The organism is Nonomuraea sp. K271, from assembly GCF_009908215.1.
Lineage (GTDB): Bacteria > Actinomycetota > Actinomycetes > Streptosporangiales > Streptosporangiaceae > Nonomuraea > Nonomuraea longispora.
In genome coordinates, this window is the sequence record NZ_JAAAHR010000191.1 from 1 (window position 1) to 17,819 (window position 17,819).

14 protein-coding genes are annotated in these 17,819 nt (G+C 71.2%); 6 read left to right on the plus strand and 8 right to left on the minus strand.

What is annotated here, in order from left to right; genetic code table 11:
• Positions 1 to 136: 136 nt before the first annotated feature.
• The 4 genes from GUY59_RS40345 (at position 137) to GUY59_RS40360 (ending at position 5,930) form a co-directional block, all read left to right on the plus strand.
• Positions 137 to 973, plus strand: coding sequence for a ComEA family DNA-binding protein (locus GUY59_RS40345; protein WP_252375127.1), 837 nt, complete (start codon positions 137 to 139; stop codon positions 971 to 973).
• A 1-nt stretch (position 974) separates the two neighbouring features.
• Positions 975 to 3,683: a ComEC/Rec2 family competence protein gene (locus tag GUY59_RS49485; protein WP_236667975.1), complete on the plus strand. Its 2,709-nt coding sequence runs from the start codon at positions 975 to 977 to the stop codon at positions 3,681 to 3,683.
• A gap of 194 nt (positions 3,684 to 3,877) precedes the next feature.
• Entirely contained in the window at positions 3,878 to 4,861 is a 984-nt protein-coding gene (gene holA, locus GUY59_RS40355) for a DNA polymerase III subunit delta (protein WP_171055532.1), read from the plus strand.
• A 73-nt stretch (positions 4,862 to 4,934) separates the two neighbouring features.
• Positions 4,935 to 5,930: a hypothetical protein gene (locus tag GUY59_RS40360; protein WP_138205327.1), complete on the plus strand. Its 996-nt coding sequence runs from the start codon at positions 4,935 to 4,937 to the stop codon at positions 5,928 to 5,930.
• A 32-nt stretch (positions 5,931 to 5,962) separates the two neighbouring features.
• On the opposite strand, the gene GUY59_RS40365 is transcribed toward GUY59_RS40360, so the two are convergent.
• From GUY59_RS40365 to GUY59_RS40390, 6 genes are all read right to left on the minus strand, one after another.
• Positions 5,963 to 6,655: an ABC transporter ATP-binding protein gene (locus GUY59_RS40365; protein ID WP_252375126.1), complete on the minus strand. Its 693-nt coding sequence runs from the start codon at positions 6,653 to 6,655 to the stop codon at positions 5,963 to 5,965.
• Positions 6,648 to 7,574, minus strand: coding sequence for an ABC transporter ATP-binding protein (locus tag GUY59_RS40370; protein WP_138205325.1), 927 nt, complete (start codon positions 7,572 to 7,574; stop codon positions 6,648 to 6,650). Before GUY59_RS40370 ends, GUY59_RS40365 begins: the two co-directional genes overlap by 8 nt.
• Positions 7,575 to 7,644: 70 nt before the next feature.
• Positions 7,645 to 10,239: an FtsX-like permease family protein gene (locus tag GUY59_RS40375; RefSeq protein ID WP_138205323.1), complete on the minus strand. Its 2,595-nt coding sequence runs from the start codon at positions 10,237 to 10,239 to the stop codon at positions 7,645 to 7,647.
• Positions 10,236 to 13,292 carry an ABC transporter permease gene (locus GUY59_RS40380; RefSeq protein ID WP_138205321.1) on the minus strand — a complete coding sequence of 1,019 codons (3,057 nt, stop codon included), beginning with the start codon at positions 13,290 to 13,292 and terminating at the stop codon, positions 10,236 to 10,238. Before GUY59_RS40380 ends, GUY59_RS40375 begins: the two co-directional genes overlap by 4 nt.
• Positions 13,293 to 13,479: 187 nt before the next feature.
• Positions 13,480 to 13,749 (minus strand): 30S ribosomal protein S20, encoded by a 270-nt coding sequence (rpsT, locus tag GUY59_RS40385; protein ID WP_132339270.1) that lies wholly within the window; start codon positions 13,747 to 13,749, stop codon positions 13,480 to 13,482.
• A 151-nt stretch (positions 13,750 to 13,900) separates the two neighbouring features.
• A complete protein-coding gene (locus tag GUY59_RS40390; protein ID WP_138205320.1) occupies positions 13,901 to 14,890 on the minus strand; it encodes a glycosyl hydrolase family 18 protein in 990 nt (329 codons plus the stop codon).
• A 55-nt stretch (positions 14,891 to 14,945) separates the two neighbouring features.
• Here GUY59_RS40390 and lepA point away from each other — a divergent pair, with 55 nt between their 5' ends.
• Positions 14,946 to 16,781, plus strand: a complete 1,836-nt coding sequence (gene lepA / locus GUY59_RS40395) for a translation elongation factor 4 (protein ID WP_138205318.1) — start codon at positions 14,946 to 14,948, stop codon at positions 16,779 to 16,781.
• 12 nt (positions 16,782 to 16,793) lie between these two features.
• Here the strand turns inward: lepA and GUY59_RS40400 are convergent, their stop codons facing one another.
• Both GUY59_RS40400 and GUY59_RS40405 read right to left on the minus strand, forming a co-directional pair.
• Positions 16,794 to 17,210, minus strand: coding sequence for an acyl-CoA thioesterase (locus GUY59_RS40400; RefSeq protein WP_138205317.1), 417 nt, complete (start codon positions 17,208 to 17,210; stop codon positions 16,794 to 16,796).
• Entirely contained in the window at positions 17,207 to 17,500 is a 294-nt protein-coding gene (locus GUY59_RS40405; protein ID WP_132339262.1) for a hypothetical protein, read from the minus strand. Before GUY59_RS40405 ends, GUY59_RS40400 begins: the two co-directional genes overlap by 4 nt.
• 58 nt (positions 17,501 to 17,558) lie before the next feature.
• Between GUY59_RS40405 and GUY59_RS40410 the strand changes: the two genes are divergently transcribed.
• Positions 17,559 to 17,819, plus strand: a 261-nt coding sequence (locus GUY59_RS40410) for a GNAT family N-acetyltransferase (RefSeq protein WP_236667976.1), incomplete at its 3' end; no start/stop codon positions are given.

Sequence of the window (17,819 nt, forward strand, 5' to 3'; positions counted from 1 at the left end):
CGGCCGAAGAATGCCGTACTCCCGCGGCCCTCACGACGACGGCCCCTTCCCTCAGACGCCACCATCTGACCGTTCCTCCGGGAGGTGGTGGTCGGAGGAGGCGGTTCGTGGCGGTTCGCCTGACGAGCCGCGAGTCGTGGACGGCGATCGTGAGGCCCCTGATGAGGCCTTCGGCGAACTCGATGGAGAGCCCGGCGCGCGGCGGACCGCGGGGAGCGCTCATCAGGCCGGTGAGCCGACCGGGGCCTTCGAGCTGTCCCAGGAGCCGTCACAGGCCTTCGATCGTGCCTACGGGGTCCCACAGCCTCCGCAGACCGCACGGCAGCGCGGTCCCGTCCCGGTGCCGCCCACGTTCCAGGCGTTCCGTGCGACTCTGGCCTCTCAGAGTCCCTCCCTCGATCCTGGCAGGCCCGGTCTGCGCGTCCTCGTGGCCGTGGGCGCGGTGGCCACAGCCGTCGCCGTGTTCTTCGTCTGGCGATCCCAGCCCTCGCCCGCGCCGCTGCCGCCACCCACCCCCGTGTCGTCACCGACCCCGTCCACGACCCGCTCCGCTCCCAAGGTGACCGTCCACGTCGCCGGCAAGATCCGTAAGCCGGGCGTCTACCTGCTCCCGGCGGGCGCCAGGGTCACGGACGCGGTGAGCGCGGCCGGGGGAGTGTCACGCAGAGCGTCCCTCGACTCTCTCAACCTCGCCAGACGCCTGGTCGACGGGGAGCAGATCGTCGTGGGCGCGCCTCCTGGCACGGCGGCCCAGGGTTCGCCGGTCACCGGCCCTGCCGCGGACGTCATCGACCTCAACACCGCAACACCCGACCAGCTCGAGCAACTGCCGGGCGTGGGGGAGGTGCTGGCGGCGCGCATCGCCGAGTTCCGCACCACCCACGGCGCTTTCACCTCCATCGACCAGCTCCGCGAGGTCAGCGGCATAGGGCCGCGCAAGTTCGACGAGATCAAGCCGAAGGTGCGCGTCTGACATGACCGACCCGCTACCTTCGCGCCCGGCCAAGCGCCATGCCTGGCCCTTGCTGCTGCCCGCGATCGCCGCCTGGGCCTGCGCGCTGATCCTGCTCGGGTGCTCCGCACGCACGGGGATGTCGCTCGCCCTGGCCGCGGCCGTCGGAGCCGTCACCGTGGCCTGGCACACCCGATCCGGACGCCCGTCCCCACGTCCACGGCACGTCACGACGTCCGGGTACTGGCCGTTCGGGCGAACCACGACGCCGGCCTCGCGGTTTCGGCGAGCCGAATCCCCGCCGCCACGATCCCCGCGAAGTGCGGAGGCCGGACGCTCGTCCAGCGGGGCGGCCACCTGGCGTGGTGTCATCCTGGCCACCCTCGTCTGCGCGGCCGCGGCGTCCGGATCGGTGGCTCTCAGGGTTCACGCCGTGACCACCGGTCCGGTGGCCGAACTCGCGGCCACAAGCGCTTCCGTCACGGCACAGATCGTGCTGACGGACGACCCCAGACGCAGATCGAGCCGGAGCATTCCGTTCGCCCAGGACAGCTACGTGACGCCGGCCACCCTGACGATCCTCCGGACGGCCGAGGGCCGGCAGGCCGTCAACGTCCCCGTCACCGTCTTCTCCAGCGGCCCGGCCTGGGCCCGTCTCCTCCCCAGCCAGCATCTCGAAGTCACCGGCCGGCTCGCCGCGCCGACCGCGGGCAACCTGGTGGCGGCAGTCCTCCTCGTACGCGGCCCGCCGCGGGTCCTGACGCCTCCGTCGCAGCTCCAGACGGCGGCAGGCGCCCTCAGGTCGGGCCTGCGGTCCGCCGCGGACGTGCTCCCTCCCGACCAGCGCGGCCTCCTCCCGGGCCTGGTCGTCGGCGACGTCTCGCGCATGGACCCACAGGTGGCGGCCGACCTCAAGGAAGCGGGCCTCAACCATCTCAACGCGGTGAGTGGGGCGAATCTGGCCATCGTGGCGGGCGCGATGCTCGCCCTGTCCCGCCTGTTCGGTTTTCCGCTGCCCGTGCGCGCCCTGCTGGCCGCGCTCTCCATGCTCGCGTTCGCCGTGGTGGCCCGTCCGTCCCCGAGCGTGTTGCGTGCTCTCCTCATGGGCCTGGCCGCAGCCGTCGCGCTGGGCACCGGCAGGGCTCGAGACGGTTTCGCGGCCCTTTCGGCAACGGTTCTGCTGCTGGTGCTGTTCGTGCCGGAACTTGCCCGTTCGTATGGCTTCGCCCTCTCGGTGGCCGCGACCGCCGGGATTCTTCTCCTCGCCCCGCGCTGGCGGGACAGACTGTCGGCGGCCCACCAGGACGAAAGCGACGCACCACCACAGGACTCCGGCGCGCGGCAGCGACCGCGTGGCGCCGCCTCGCCGTCGCTGAGCGGAGGTGGTCCGGAAAACGACGGACGCGGCTCGCCCGGGCGGGACCCGGGCGGCGGAGTGGAGCGGCGCGACGGCTCACCAGCCGAGGGGAGGCGGCGGGCGGAGCGCCGGTCACGGGCACGGTTGCCGCGCTGGCTCGCCGAAGCCGTCGCGGTGCCGGCGGCGGCGCAGGTGGCGGTGACCCCCGTACTGGTGTTGATGTCGGGACAGCTCACCCCCGTCGCCCTCGTCGCCAACCTTCTCGTGGCCCCGGCGGTGGCCCCCGCGACCCTGCTCGGGTTCGGGGCGGCCCTGGTGGCCCCCGTGTGGCTCGACGGGGCTCGATTGCTGGTGGTCCCGGCCGGTTACGCGGTCGGCTGGATCGTCGCGGTCGCCGAATGGTCCGTGGGCCTGCCGTTCGCCACCGTGCCGTGGCCGGGCGGCCTGCCAGGCTTGGGGCTGCTCGCGCTCGCGGTGGCGGCCGGGGCACTGATCCTGCGGCGTCGCGCCTGGCGGGCGGTCGCGCTGACGGCCGCCGGCGCGGCCCTGGTCGCGGTGCTCGTGATCCGGCCGATCGCGATGCCCTGGCCACCGAAGGGCTGGCTGATGGTGATGTGCGACGTGGGCCAGGGCGACGGGATCGTCATCGCGGCGGGGCCCGCACGCGGCATCGTGGTGGACACGGGGCCCGATCCGGTCGCGATGGACCGGTGCCTGCGCGGTCTCGGCGTCGACGACGTTCCGCTGCTCGTCCTCACCCATCCGCATGCCGACCACGTGGGCGGCCTGGCCGGAGTGCTGCGCGACCGCCGGGTCGGCGCGGTGGTCGTCAGCCCGCAGCGGGCGCTGGCGCGAGCCTCGGCACGCGTCTCCGGCACGCTGGAGGGGCGGCGTATACCGGAATGGACCGTCGCGCCGGGCACCCGATGGACGTTCGGCCCGTCCGAGGTGACCGTACTCGCCCCCGACCCGGCCACCAGCGAGGTGAACGGCCAGGGCGAGGGCAGCGCGATCAACAACTCCAGCGTGGTGCTCCACGTACGCTGGCGTTCGGGCTCCGTCCTGCTCAGCGGCGATCTGGAGACCGAGGCCCAGGAGGAGTTGTTACGCCGCTCCTCGATCCGGGCCGACATCCTGAAGACCCCGCACCACGGATCCAACCGGCAGTCGCCCGCCTTCCTCGAAGCCGTGGGGGCTCGAGCGGCGCTGATCAGCGTGGGGAAGGACAACGACTACGGCCATCCAGCCCCTTCCACGCTCGCCCTGTTGCGCAGGCTCGGAGCCGCCGTCCACCGGACCGACCGCTCAGGAGACCTCGCCGTGGTGGAGAGGGAAGGGGGCATGGCCGTGGTCTCACGCGGGCCCGCACACTGAACGCGCACACCGCCGGGACGACCCGCGTCCCCGTGCCAGGGTTCGCCCGCCTTCAGCGGTGAGGAGCGGTGTGGAGTGGCTCGGTGTGTCCTGAGTGGGTTGGAATTCGTACGGGAGCGGCTCGGTGTGCCCTGGGTGGGCGGGGTTCCTACGGCGTCGTTGCGGCGAGTACCGCGTTGTCTGTGGCGTCTGGCATGCTTCCCCCTATGGCGGGAACCGATCCAGCGCTTGTGACTTTGGTTGTCGGCGATGAGGAGTTGCTGGCCGAGCGGGCGGTGAGCGGTGTCGTCGCGGCGGCGCGGGCCGCTGATCCCGAGTCCGAGGTGCATGACCTGGTGGGCGGCAAGGTGTCGGTGGGTGAGCTGACGCAGCTGACCTCCCCGTCGTTGTTCGGCGGCCGGTCCGTGGTCGTGATCCGGTCGGCGCAGGACCTGCCGAAAGACGTCATCGCCGAGGTCGTGGCCTATGCCAAGCAGCCCTCCGACGACACCGTGATGGTGCTGGCGCATCCGGGCGGGGTCAAGGGCAAGGCGCTGGTCGACGGGGTGAAGAAGGCCAAGGCGCACGTCGTCACCATCAACAAGGTGACCAAGGCGGGGGAGCGGCTGGAGTTCATCAAAGGGGAGTTCAAGCGTGCGGGGCGGAGCATTTCCGGCGATGCCGCCACCGCTCTGCTCGACGCCGTAGGGAACGATCTCCGGGAGCTGGCGGCGGCCTGCAGCCAGCTGGTGTTCGACACGGAGGGCAAGACGGTCAACGCGTCCGCCGTGGCCCGCTACCACAAGGGCCGAGCCGAGGTGACCGGCTTCAACGTGGCGGACTCCGCGATCGAAGGGCGGCTGGCGGAGGCGCTGGAGCAACTGCGGTGGGCGCTCGGCACCGGAGTCGCCCCCGTGCTGCTGGTGAGTGCCCTGGCAGGCGGGCTCCGGTCCCTGGCCAAGGTCGCGAGCGCGCCGCGCAGCCTGCGGGGCGGGCAGTTGGCGAGCCATGTCGGCATGCCCCCGTGGAAGGCCGACCGGGTGAAGCGGCAGCTGAACGGGTGGGGCCCCGACGGATTGTCGAAGGCCATCCAGGCGGTGGCCGAGGCGGACGAACAGGTCAAGGGCGGCGGCGCCGACCCCGCCTACGCTCTCGAACACACGGTGCAGGTGATCGTGGCCAGCCGCACCGGCCGTTGACCGCTGCCCCCCATACGCCCGTCAGGAAGCCACATCAGGCGTGCGTGGGGCGCCGGTCGCTAGTCTGTGGTGCGTGACCGACTCGACGCCGCCGCCATGGGTTGACGACCTCTTCCCGTTCCCCACACCGCCTGCGCTCCGCACGCTGGTGGACATCGCCTGGCGGGCCGCGTACGAGAACGACGGCTATGACCACACCCTGCTGATATCTCACTACGGCTTCATGTTCGACCTCGCCACGATTCCCCGTCCACCCGAGGGCTGCGACGTCGCCCCGGAGCTTGCCGACCATGATCGGCAGTTGCCGGTCCCGCACTTCGCCACGCCGGAGTTCGTGCCCTTCGGCTCTCTGGGCGATGGCGGCGACGTCGGCTGGCTGGTACCCGCGCCGGAACTCAGGCGCCGGGACCATCCGGTCGCCTTGGCCGGCGGGCATGACCACGGCGTGACCCTGATCGGTGCGGACACGCGTACCGGCCTGGAGTTCATGTTGTCGTGGGCCCTTCGGCGGTGGCGCGAGAACCCCGTCCCCAAGCCCCCGGCCTGGCGCGACCCGGACGTGTGGCTCGCCCAGAACCGCAGGCTCATCGACGCGCGCACCAAGAAGCGGAGACTTGCTGAACGGCTGGCCTCCGAGCTCCGTGTACACCCCGACCCGGATCGGGCCTTTCCCGGTTCATGGTGGAAAGGCACGACCGTCTGCGCTGACCCCGAGTTCGACATCGTGTTCGACGTTCCGGAGGGGTGGCGGCACGAGCCCGGCGCGGACGGCATCGGCGTGCTCGCCCCGGCTGACGCGTACGCCGATCGCAGGCCGGTGGCCGCTGACCGCCCACTGCTCGAACCAGAGCTCATCGCCGCCGCAGGCCGGCTTGATGCCGGATACCCGGCGACCGCCTTGCTCGGTTTGAAGGACACCTTCGTCAACGGACCGAGTTGTTACTTCGCCGACCTCAAGCCGTTGTGGGCGCGCGCGTACCGAGATCTCGGCCGACCTGAATACGCGGACCGCCTCGAACTGATGGCGCCGAGTTATCAGGGTTCGTGCGACTGCCCCACCCCGCACTGAAAAGGTGTGTGGACTGACGGCGGTGAGCGGCGTCAGGTCAGGGCTTCCTCGCGGACGACGCCGTCGCTGATCTCCAGCACCCGGTCGGCCAGCGTCATCAGGCTCGGGTCGTGGGTGGCGACCAGGGCCGTGACCCCCTCACTCCGTACGAGTGCCCGCAGCAGCTCCATGATCTGCCGTCCCGTCTGCGAGTCGAGTTGCCCGGTCGGCTCGTCGGCCACCAGCAGGCGCGGCCGGTTCGCCAGGGAGCGGGCGATCGCCACCCGCTGCCGCTGGCCTCCGGACAGTTCGTACGGCCGCTGGTTGACGTGCTGTTCCAGCCCTACGAGCGCCAGCAGCATCCGGATGCGCTCCTCGCGTTCCTTCACCGGCATGCGCACCAGCCGCATCGGCACTCCGACGTTCTCGGCGGCCGACAGCACGGGGATCAGTCCGAACGACTGGAACACGAACCCCACGACGTCCCTGCGCAGGGCCAGCAGTTGCTCGTCGGACATGGCGGTGACCTCGTGCCCGTCCACGACCACCCGCCCGGCGTCCGGTTTGTCCAGGCCGCCGATCTGGTTGAGCAGCGTCGTCTTGCCCGATCCCGACCGACCCCGGATCGCGACGAGCTCGCCGGGGAGAACGGATAACGACACGTCACGGAGCGCCTCGACCTCCTTGGGCCCGCTCCGGTAGACCTTGCGCACCCCTTCGGCCACGACCAAGGGCGACTCACTCACCTGACGGCTCCTCTCGGGCGGGCCACACGCCGATGTGGTCGGATTCGAGTTCGAGACGCACCCGGCGCTCCATGTCGAGGGCGTTCATGAAGTCGCGGGGGAGTTGCAGGCGTCCCACGCGGTCCAGTACGGCGTACTCCTCGGCGATGATCTGCCCTTCGGCGTCCTCGCGCCGCAGCGTCTCGCTGCTGGTACGGCCGTCGCGGATGCCCACCGTCCGGTCGACCTGTTCGGACACCAGCGGGTCGTGGGTGACGACCACGACGGTCACCCCCAGCTCTCTGTTGGCCTTGCGCAGCGAGTCGAACACCAGCTCCGACGTCTCGCTGTCCAGCTCGCCCGTCGGCTCGTCGGCGAGGACGAGTTGCGGGGAGTTGGCGAGGGCGACGGCGATGGCCACCCGCTGCTGTTCGCCGCCCGACATCTCGGGGGTTCTCCGGTTCGCGCAGTAGCCGACGCCGAGCAGTTCCAGCAGTTCGCCCGCCCGTTCGCGCCGCTCCCGCCGGCCGCCGGCCAGCTTCGTCGGCAGTTCGACGTTCTCCCTGGCGGTGAGGTAAGGCAGCAGGTTGCGGGCCGTCTGCTGCCAGATGAAGCCGACCACGGAACGGCGGTAGCGCAGCCGGTCGCGGGCGTTCATCGACAGCAGGTCCGTGCCCGCCACCCTGGCCACCCCCGCCGTCGGTACGTCGAGCCCGGACAGCACGTTGAGCAGCGTCGACTTGCCCGAGCCCGACGCGCCCACGATGGCCACCAGCTCGCCCTTGTCGATCACCAGGTCGAGGCCCTGCAGCGCGACGACCTCGACCCCTTCGGTCTTGTAGATGCGTACGAGGTTGTCGCACACGATGTGCGCGTCGCCGCCGAACGCGGCCTTCCGCCGCGTGGCCTTCGCTTCGAGTTCGGACAGGGTGGGGTTCATCGGTGTCTCCTTCCTTCAGGAGGGGGAGGAGATGCCTCCCGGCGGCAGGGCCTCTGGTGCAGCCGAATGGTCAAGTGAGGTCCCCCACTCGAAGGACGGCGCCGATTCTGCGCCTGCGGCTGACGGCGGTGTGGGCGTAGGCGCCGAGCACGGCGACGGCGGCGAGCCCTGCCGCCAGTGTGCCCGGCAGGACCAGGCCGGGTGAGTGGCCGGCGACAGGCAGGTCGCCCGCGTAGGAGGACAGGTCGACGCCGGGCCCGAGCGCGGCGGGCAGACCGAGGCCCAGGCCGAGCCCGACCGTCGTGGTCACGAGGATCATGGGCAGGATCTCCAGCACGGTCAGCCGCTGCGCCTGGCGCTCCGACAGCCCGAGCGTACGCAGGAACGACACCGCCCTGGCCCGGTCGGCCGCCCCGACCATCAGCGCCAGCACGACGGCGGCCAGCGCGTACGCGGCCAGCGCGACCGTCACGACGACCATGGTCCAGCGCACGGTGCTGGTGAGCGGATCGTCCTGGATGGCCCGCAGCGTGCCCTGCTGCGACACCACGGTGGCCGAGGGGACCAGCCGCTTCAGCTCGCCGACGGAGGCGTCACCCTTGATGAGCAGCGTGTTCACCGCCGGGCGGGTCAGCACGTCGATGGGCACGACGAGGAACTTGCCCTCGGTGTAGAACCCGGGCACCGACTCGATCACGCCGCGCGTGGCCAGCTTCAGCCGCGACTGCCAGCCGATCTCGAACGTGCCCCGTCCGCGCAGCTCGGACGACACGAGCGCGCCACTGCTCAGGTCGGGCAGGTCGAAGGGGGCCCCGCCCATGAGCTGCCGCCACCTGGCCACGTCCACGGCGATGGCCTCGGCCCGCTCCGCGCCGTAGCCGACCTGCACGCGGGCGGTCTGCGCGGGCACCACCTGCTCCACGCCGCCGGCGGCGCGCACTTTCGCGATGGCCTCGGCCGGGATCTCGATGTTCGACGTCATCCTGATCGGCGCGCCGACCTGCTGCCATGACGCCTGGACCTGCGTGCCGGAGATCCCGTCGGAGATCACCGCGGCGAACACCGACACGCCCAGCGCGGGCAGCAGGATGAGGACCGGCAGCACACTGGCGGAGCGTGCCCTGGCCGCCCTGGTCAGGCCGATGAACGGCACGGCCGCCCGGCCGCGCGCGGCCAGCCGTACGAGCAGGCGCAGCGGGTAGGGGTAGCAGCGCAACGTGATCAGCGCCGCCGCGGCGGTCAGCGCGACCGGCACGAGCAGCAGGAACGGGTCCTGGCCCGCCGAGTCGTCCAGCCCACGGGCCCGCAGCAGGTAGGCCCCGGCCAGTGCCAGCACGACGACCAGCACCTCCAGTGTGGTCCGCTTGGCGGTGGGCCGGGCGGTGGCGACGTCGTCGCGGCGTTCGTTCAGCGGCGTGCGATAGGTCACGGCGAGCCGCGCGGCGGCGTAGCCGACGGTCACGAGGACCATGATCACCGGCCCGAGGTGGACGATCGGCAGCACGGGGCCGGACACGAGGTACGACAGCGCGTACCCGGCCAGCGCGGCGGGCGCCACCGCGAGCCCGGTGAGCGCCGCGCCCGTACCCGCGACCTGGCGCAGCGACCCGCCGCGGGCGCGGGCCAGCGTGAGCGTGTGCTCCATCCGGTCGGCCAGCAGCTGCACGGCCAGGACGAGGACGCCGAGCGCGACCGCGAGAAGGCCGCCGAGCACGAGGTACATGACGGTCTCGGCGGTGGCCAGCGCGGCGCGGAAGTCGCCGAGCAGCTTGGGCAGCCCGGTGATCAGGCGGTAGGGGCTGGCGGTGCCGGTCGACTGCACCCCGATCAGGCGGTCGAGGTCGGCGACGGCGGCGGTGAGGCCGGGGACGTCCATCGCGCCGGCCGCCGCGGGATCGACGGGCAGGACCCAGTTGTAGGACAGGTGGCGTCCTTCGCCGCTGAGCGCGGTCAGGCCGTCGTCGGACATCAGTGACGTGATGTGCTTCTCGAAGTCCAGCCTGCCCGGCGGCTGAACCTTCGCGACGTGCATGATGTCGGCGTTGTGGTCCCAGTAGCGGTCGCCGGGCTCCTTGGCCTCGAAGGCGCCGACGATCTTCACGGCGACGTAGTCGTTCTCGCCGAGCGTTCTCGTCTCGCCCACCCGCAGGTCCATCTCCCGCAGGGCCTCCACCACGACCCCGACCTCGAACACGGGGATCGTCTCACCGTCGTACCGCGTCGTGCCCGGTGCCCCGGGAGGCCGCCCCTGGACCCAGGTGACGCGCCGGTCGGCGTCGGACAGCCAGCCGAGGTTGATGTACCGGGTGCCGCTCGTCCCGGTGATCGGCGTGAGGCTGGTCTTGGCGCTCGCGTGGCTGGAGCCGGTGCCCGCGGGCGTGACGAGCGGGCGCAGCCCCGCGGGCAGCAGCTCGCGCCATTGGCGGTCGCGGGCGTCGAACTGGCCGCGTTCGTGCAGATCATCGGCCTGCGAGTCCGACGCCACGGTCACGGTGAGGTCGGCCTGCTGGGCGGACGCGGTGCTCAGCGAGCGCCGCAGCGCCTGGTCGAACGATGCCTGCATCCCCCGCGGCAGGCCCGCGATCAGCAGACAGGCGCTGATCGTCAGCACGGACAGCACGGCCACCGTGCCGACGTGCACCCGTGCGAGCAGCGGGATCCTCACTGTTCCTCCCGGAGGACGAGCCCCTGCCTGCGCAGGTTGCGGGCCAGAGCGGCCACGATGGCGAGCAGCACCGCCGCGACCAGCGCCAGCATCGCGAGGGTGGCGGCCCACGGGATGTCGAGCAGCACCCCGGGCGTGACGGCCGAGGCCTGCCCGGTCAGTACGATGTGCGGCACGACCAGGGTGCCGACGACCACGGCGAGGCCGGTGCCCGCCGCCAGGGACAGGCCGATGACGAACGCCTGCTCGACCGCCAGCATCCCGAACACCTGCCTGGAGCTCACGCCGAGTGCCCGCAGGATCCCGAACTCGGCCATCCGCTCACGCGCCGCGACCGCCGCGTTGACCAGGAATCCGAGCACCGCGAACACCAGCGCCGCCAGGAACCCGAGGATCAGCGCTCCCTGCAGTCCGCTGGCCAGCGGGTCGTCCTGGAGCTGGGCCGCCAGCGCGCCCTGGTCGAGGGGGGTGACGTCCCATTCCGGCCGGCTCTTGAGCACCCGCGTCGCGGCCGTGGTGTCGTCGGCCGCCAGCCACCACTCGGTCGCCGGCCTGGGCAGCCCCGCCGCGGCCAGGTCGCTCGTCTGCAGCGTCTCCCAGTCGGCGAGCACCGCCGGCTGGCCGGCCGTGCCCGTCGGCATCGTCTGTACGACGGCCACCACCTTGATCTGCAGGACCCGGCGGTCGATGCTGGCCCGTCCGACCTGGCCGACGCCCAGCTTGAGGGAGACGGCCAGGTCGGACGTGAGCACGACGGGCAGCGGCGCCTCCCGCCGCGTCCCGAACGTGGCCACGGCCGGCCGCGAGTCGTTCGCCTCCATCGTGACCTGCGGCGTCTCGAGCTCGCGGCCGTCGGCGCTGAGGCCGGTCAGCGTCAGTTTCGCCGCGCTCTCGGTGGCGCCGGCGACGAGGCCGCGCAGCGCCACCGGGTAGGTGATCTTCCCGCTCTGCCCGGCCAGCGCCTTCAGGTTCACCTCGACGCGGTTGTCCCCGGGCTTGAGCACGCCGAGCGGCACGTCGCGCCAGACGCCCAGGCCGTCGGACAGCACCAGCCGCAGGGGAAGGCCGGCGTCCGCCTGCGCACGGAGGGTGAGCGTCGACGGCCGGCCGGGAAGGACGAGTTCGCCCGCGTGCGTCCCCACCAGCCGGCGTGCCATGTCCTCGACCGGCTGCGTCGACAGGTCGGGCCGCAGGTGGAACACCTCACCGAGCTTTCCCGCCTCCAGGCCGATGAGCAGCGCGCTCTCGCCGCCCACCTCGGTCTGCCCGCGGAAACTCGGGGAGGCCGCCGTCACGCCGGGCAGCGCGGTGAACGCCGTGCCGCGCCCGAGAGAGCCCAGCTCCGGTCCGTCCGCGGGACCGGACAGGCGCAGGTCGGCCCCGGCCTGGTGGCGTGCCTGGTCGAGCTGCGACGTACGCCAGGTGGACGCGGTGGCCATGGAGACGATGCCGATGGCGATCGCCATGGTCAGCAGCAGCGCCGGGCCCGCGTACCTGAGCGGCCTCCTGGCCACCTGCCAGGCGCCTAGCGCGGGGGCGAGGGTGGGCCGGCGGGAGGTCAGCCGCTCGGCCAGCTTCGAGACGCGCGGCACCAGCCGCAGCCCCAGCATGCCGCCCGTGAGCAGGGCCAGCGCCGGCCCGGAGATGATCAGCGGGTCGATGCCGAGCCCGCCGCCGGCCGTCGCGGTCACCGGCGCGCCGTAGTGCCGGAGCTGCCAGATCGCCAGCCCGGCCACGACGAGCAGCGCCATGTCGGCGCCCGCCCGCTCGATCAGGCCGCGCCCGCCGGCGCGTCCGCGCGCCGACTGCTCCTCCACGTACGTGCGCCGCGCGCCCGCCAGCGCCGGCAACATCAGCAGCACCGCCGAGGCCAGCGCCACCCCGAACGACACCAGGAACGTGCCCACGTCGGCCACGGGCGACAGCCGCACCCCCGAGGACCTGATCCACGGCAGCGTGTTGACCAGGGAGAGCAGCGGCGGCCCGAGGAACGGCGCGATGATCGCGCACGGCACCGCCACCAGCAGCGCCTCACCCCCGGCCAGGGCCGCCAGCCACGCCGTGCCCGCGCCGCGCGAGCGCAGCAGCGCCACCTCCATGCGCCGGTGGTCGGCGAGCAGCCGCGCGGTCAGCATCAGCGCGTACGCGGCCAGCAACAGCAGTTGCAGTACCGGGATCAGCATCGTGGAGCGTGCCACCAGGGACGCGGTGTCGAGCTGGGTGAGCATCTCGGGCAGGTGGCCGGTGACCGTGCACCGCTCGCAGCCGTCCGCCTTCAGCCGTTCGCCGACCTGACCGAGCGCGGCGGCCATCGGGCGAAGTTGCTCGGGAGTCAGCGCGCTCAGGTCGGGGACGGCGGTCCAGGTGGCGTTGACGTTGCTGGCGAAGCGGGCGATGAACGTCTCCCGCGCCACCATCAGCGGCCCGTACGTGGTGAAGTCGCCGCGGTCCACGCCCCTGGCCAGCAGCTGCTCGTCGGCCCAGCGCGCGCCGGAGGGGTCGTTGAGCTGGAAGACGCCGACGACGCGTACCTTGACCGGGCGCGGGTCGAGGCGGCCTCGCGTGGTGAACTCGTCGCCCGGCTCGAAGCCGGTGGCCGAGGAGGCCGACAACGAGATCGCGGCCTGTACCTGGTCGCCGCTGTCGCGCGGCCAGGCGCCGGAGATCAACCTGGCGTGCCGGTCGATGCCGTCGTAGCTGCCGAACCTGAGCAGTTCGGGCCGCTCGTTGTCCTCCTGGCCGGGCATCACGTAGGAGTCGGAGCGGAAGCTGGTGGTGAGGCCGGGGGGCCGGGTGTAGGCCCGGTCGAGCTGGGCGCGTACGGACCGGTCGAAGGCGGGGAACGTCTCGGCTGTCACGGGTGCGCTGATGGTGGCGGCCGTCTGCTCGAACGACGCCGTCTCCATCGTCCTGCGCACGCCCGCCTCGGCGATGGAGGAGGCGTACATCGTCAGCGCGACCAGCGTGGTGGTGGCCAGCAGGATCGAGCCGAACGCGGCCAGGAGGAGCAACGGCTCGCTGAACGCCCGCTTGACGACCAACGGCCCCCGCATGCGCCACCCCTTTTGCCTGACTAGCTGCACTTTCGGGCAGGCGTGCGACCGAGGGCAAGGTGATCTTTGTAACGGTGACTGAGCCGATACGGGGCGGCGACGCCGGTGTGATATCGAAACCGTGACAGAAACAGGACGGAACGAAAACGCCGCGCCTCCTAGGGAGACGCGGCGTCTGTGCGATGCGTTACTTGGCGGCCAGCGCCGCGGCCTGCTTGGCGATCGCGGACTTGCGGTTGGCGGCCTGGTTCTTGTGGATGACGCCCTTGCTGACGGCCTTGTCGAGCTGGCGGGCGGCAACCCGCTGCAGCGTGACGGCCTGCTCGACGTCGCCCTGCTCGGCGGCCTCGCGGAACCTGCGGACGGCCGTCTTCAGCGACGACTTGACCGCCTTGTTGCGCAGGCGAGCCTTCTCGTTCTGCTTGTTGCGCTTGATCTGGGACTTGATGTTCGCCACGAAGAAGCCTCGGTGAAAGTCAGTGATGGATGGGGCGCGCGGGCTCGATGAGAGGGCGCGCCACACGCAATTGAACAGATTACCAATAACCCAGGTGGCTGCTCAAATCAACGGCCTGGGAAAATGGGTCCGCCCCTCAGTGTACGGGAGTTCAGGCCATCCAGCGCGTCATGTACTCCCGCCAGTCTTCCTCCGTGGCGGCGAAGTCGACGTAGAGGGCGAGCCCGAACCGTTCGCGGCGGCCGTGCTCCGACAGGGCCAGTTTGGCGCCCTCGGCGGCCATCTCGACGCTCTCGGCGTTGTCGAGCCAGGGCAGGCCATGGTCGTGGTAGGCGGGGGCGCCGACGAACAACGACTTCTCGGCGGGCACCAGGTCGAGAGCCAGTCCCGCCTGCCTGGTCACGTGGCCGCCGTAGAGCGTCTCCAGCGGAGTTCCCGAGTCGTACGTCATGATCGCGACCTGGTCGACCCGGTCGACGACCTGTGTGAAATAGCCCGATGACCAGTACTTGTCGTGGCCGAGCGCCGCCCTCGCCGTCAGGCGCATGCCGGGGTAGGGCTCGATCTGCGGGCTGGCGGTGGACAGCAGCCGTGTGTGCCGGCGGGTCTCGTCGAGGAGCCGCAGGAACTCGGTGTCGCCGTCGCCGATGGGCTCGAAGTTGTAGTGGATGCCGTCGTAGCCCTGCTTCATGATGGCGGCGACGCCGGCCAGCACGTTCCGGCGGGACGCGGGGTCGTCGAGGTCGAGGGCGCCGTCGACGGCCTGGCCGAGCCAGGCGGAGATGCGGACCGCGGGTAGGTGCTTACGCATCCAGTCCAGGAAATTTCGGGCGTTGGGGTATTTGGCGGGATCTAATCGTCCGTCCAGCTCGAAAGGGCCCGAGTGGACGTACACGTCCTTGATCCCCGTGGCGCGCAGCCGTACGGCGAGACGCCCGACGTCGCGCTCGGTACGGCGGCCGTCGACCCAGGCGTGTCCCAGCCACAGGGCGTCATTGCCCGTGCTCTTCGCCCATGCCGCCGGGACACCGGTAAACTGGAGGCGGAGCGCGGCGGCGAGCAGGCCGACCAGCGCCACCGCGATGGCCGTGGCAAGCGCGAGCAAGCGCAGGCCGCGGCGGATGACGGTCCGGGCATTCATCCGGGCATGTCACCATGAAAGACTGCTTGACTCAACCCTGTCGAAACGGACTTCGGTGCGCACTCAGCCTGGCCAGACCGACCCCGCGTTGATCCGCAACTTCTGCATCATCGCGCACATCGACCACGGCAAGTCGACCCTTGCCGACCGGATGCTCCAGATCACCGGCGTGGTCGACGACCGAACCATGCGCGCTCAATATCTCGACAGGATGGACATCGAGCGCGAGCGTGGCATCACGATCAAGTCGCAGGCCGTGCGGCTCCCCTGGGACGGCCACGTGCTCAACATGATCGACACGCCGGGCCACGTCGACTTCACCTACGAGGTGTCCCGGTCGCTGCAGGCGTGCGAGGGCGCGATCCTGCTGGTCGACGCGGCTCAGGGCATCGAGGCGCAGACGCTGGCCAACCTCTACCTGGCCATGAACGCCGACCTGCACATCATCCCCGTCCTCAACAAGATCGACCTGCCGGCGGCCCAGCCGGAGAAGTTCGCCGAGGAGCTGGCGGGCCTGATCGGCTGCGACCCGTCCGACGTGCTCAAGGTGTCGGGCAAGACGGGCGAGGGCGTGCGAGAGCTGCTCGACCACGTGGTCCAGACCGTGCCCGCGCCGATCGGCGACGCCGACGCGGCCGCCCGCGCGCTGATCTTCGACTCGGTCTACGACACCTACCGCGGCGTCGTCACCTACGTCCGGGTCATGGACGGTCACCTGGGCAAGCGCGAGCGCATCCTCATGATGTCCACCATGGCCACCCACGAGACGCTGGAGATCGGCGTCATCTCGCCCGAGCCCAAGGTCGCCGCGCTCGGGCTGGGCGTCGGCGAGGTGGGCTACCTCATCACGGGCGTGAAGGACGTGCGCCAGTCGCGCGTCGGCGACACGGTGACGGCCGCGGCCAAGCCCGCGCCCGAGATGCTGGCCGGCTACGAACACCCCAAGCCGATGGTGTTCTCCGGGCTCTACCCGATCGACGGCGACCAATATCCCGAGCTGCGCGAGGCGCTCGACAAGCTGCAGCTCAACGACGCCGCGCTGGTCTATGAGCCGGAGACGTCGGCCGCGCTCGGCTTCGGCTTCCGCGTCGGGTTCCTCGGGCTGCTGCACATGGAGATCGTCCGCGAGCGCCTGGAGCGCGAGTTCGGGCTGTCGCTGATCTCCACCGCGCCCAACGTGGTCTACCGCGTGGTCATGGAGGACGGCAAGGAACTCACGGTCACCAACCCGTCGGAGTTCCCCACCGGCGGCAAGATCGCGCAGGTCTTCGAGCCGGTCACCAAGTCCACGCTCCTGGCGCCAGCCGAGTTCATCGGCGCGATCATGGAGATCTGCCAGGGCCGGCGCGGTCAGTTGCTCGGCATGGACTACCTGTCGGAGGACCGGGTCGAGATCCGCTACACCCTGCCGCTGGGTGAGATCATCTTCGACTTCTTCGACCAGCTGAAGTCGCGCACCCGCGGCTACGCCTCGCTCGACTACGAGCCGGCCGGCGAGCAGGAGTCCGACCTGGTCAAGGTCGACATCCTGCTGCAGGGCGAGCCGGTCGACGCCTTCAGCGCGATCGTGCACAAGGAGAAGGCCTACTCCTACGGCGTCGACATGGCGAAGAAGCTGCGCGAGCTGATCCCGAGGCAGCAGTTCGAGGTGCCCATCCAGGCCGCCATCGGAGCCAGGGTGATCGCCCGCGAGAACATCCGCGCCATCCGCAAGGACGTCCTGGCCAAGTGCTACGGCGGCGACATCTCCCGTAAGCGCAAGCTGCTGGAGAAGCAGAAGGAAGGCAAGAAGCGCATGAAGATGGTCGGCCGCGTCGAGGTGCCGCAGGAGGCCTTCGTCGCCGCGTTGTCGACCGACTCCAGCGCCGCCGCCGACAAGACCAAGAAGTAGGCCGCGCCTCCCTTACAACCCGAGCACCGCCGGCGTGCGCGCGAGCGCGCGCCAGCGGGTCTTCGGGTCGTCCAGCAGGCGGCGAACCTCCAGGTCCATGAGCCCGCCGACGCCGGTCATCTCCGCCGCCAGCTCCCCGTCCGGCTTCCTGAACTCCTGCCTGACCCGGAACGTCTTCCCCTCGCCCCACTCGAACGCGCACGTGACGTCCACCTCGTCGCCGGCGCGCAACTCGCGGTGGTAGCGGATGGTGTTCTCCAGAGTCACGGGGCCGATGCCGTGGTCCCACAGGTCGTCGACCGAGATGCCGGCCGCGCGCAGGCACTCCCAGCGGGCGTGGTCCCCGTACTGGAAATAGACCGCGTTGTTGACGTGGCCCTGCCCGTCGAGCTCGTAGCCGCGCACGGCGATGCGTACGGAAAAGGTCATGAGTGCTGCTCCAGCCAGGCGTGTGAGCGGGCGGTGAGATAACGCAGGCCGTCCTCGCCGATCTCCACCCAGTCGCCGCGCGCCCACCCGCCGGTCGTCTGCGGAGCGAACCCGTGCCGCTGGAACAGCGCCGACGCCTCCTTCTGGGTGAGCCCGCGCCGCCCCCATTCCTCGATGACGCGCGCCGTACGCTCGTCCTCGCTCGACTCCGGCTCGCCCAGCGCGGCGGCGAGCTCCTCCAGCCCGCGCGCGATGAGCCGCAACGAGGACTGGAGCTTCGGTACGTCCATGGCATCGCCCGTCGATCGGCACCTATTGCCCAGCGATGGTACAGACTAGTCTAAAGGCATGGAAGTGGTGCGGACGGCGAGAATGGTCCTTTCTCGGGTCACCGCCGACGATCTCGACGCCGTGCACGAGATCCACTCGGATCCGCGGACGAGCGTCTACCACCCCGGCGGTCCCGTGACCGACCTGGAGTCCAGCCGCGCCATGCTGGACCTGTGGCTGGCCGACTGGGAGGAGCGTGGGCTCGGCTACTGGGCCGCGCGCCGCGCGGGCGAGTCGCACGTGCTCGGCTTCGGCGGCCTGCGCCGCGCGGTCGTGGAC

Coding starts and splice junctions, on each gene's coding strand:
- GUY59_RS40400 (WP_138205317.1), bottom strand. CDS start 17,210: ATGACCTTTTCCGTACGCATCGCCGTGCGCGGCTACGAGCTCGACGGG.
- GUY59_RS40390 (WP_138205320.1), bottom strand. CDS start 14,890: ATGAATGCCCGGACCGTCATCCGCCGCGGCCTGCGCTTGCTCGCGCTT.
- holA (WP_171055532.1), top strand. CDS start 3,878: ATGCTTCCCCCTATGGCGGGAACCGATCCAGCGCTTGTGACTTTGGTT.
- GUY59_RS40370 (WP_138205325.1), bottom strand. CDS start 7,574: ATGAACCCCACCCTGTCCGAACTCGAAGCGAAGGCCACGCGGCGGAAG.
- GUY59_RS40380 (WP_138205321.1), bottom strand. CDS start 13,292: ATGCGGGGGCCGTTGGTCGTCAAGCGGGCGTTCAGCGAGCCGTTGCTC.
- GUY59_RS49485 (WP_236667975.1), top strand. CDS start 975: ATGACCGACCCGCTACCTTCGCGCCCGGCCAAGCGCCATGCCTGGCCC.
- GUY59_RS40405 (WP_132339262.1), bottom strand. CDS start 17,500: ATGGACGTACCGAAGCTCCAGTCCTCGTTGCGGCTCATCGCGCGCGGG.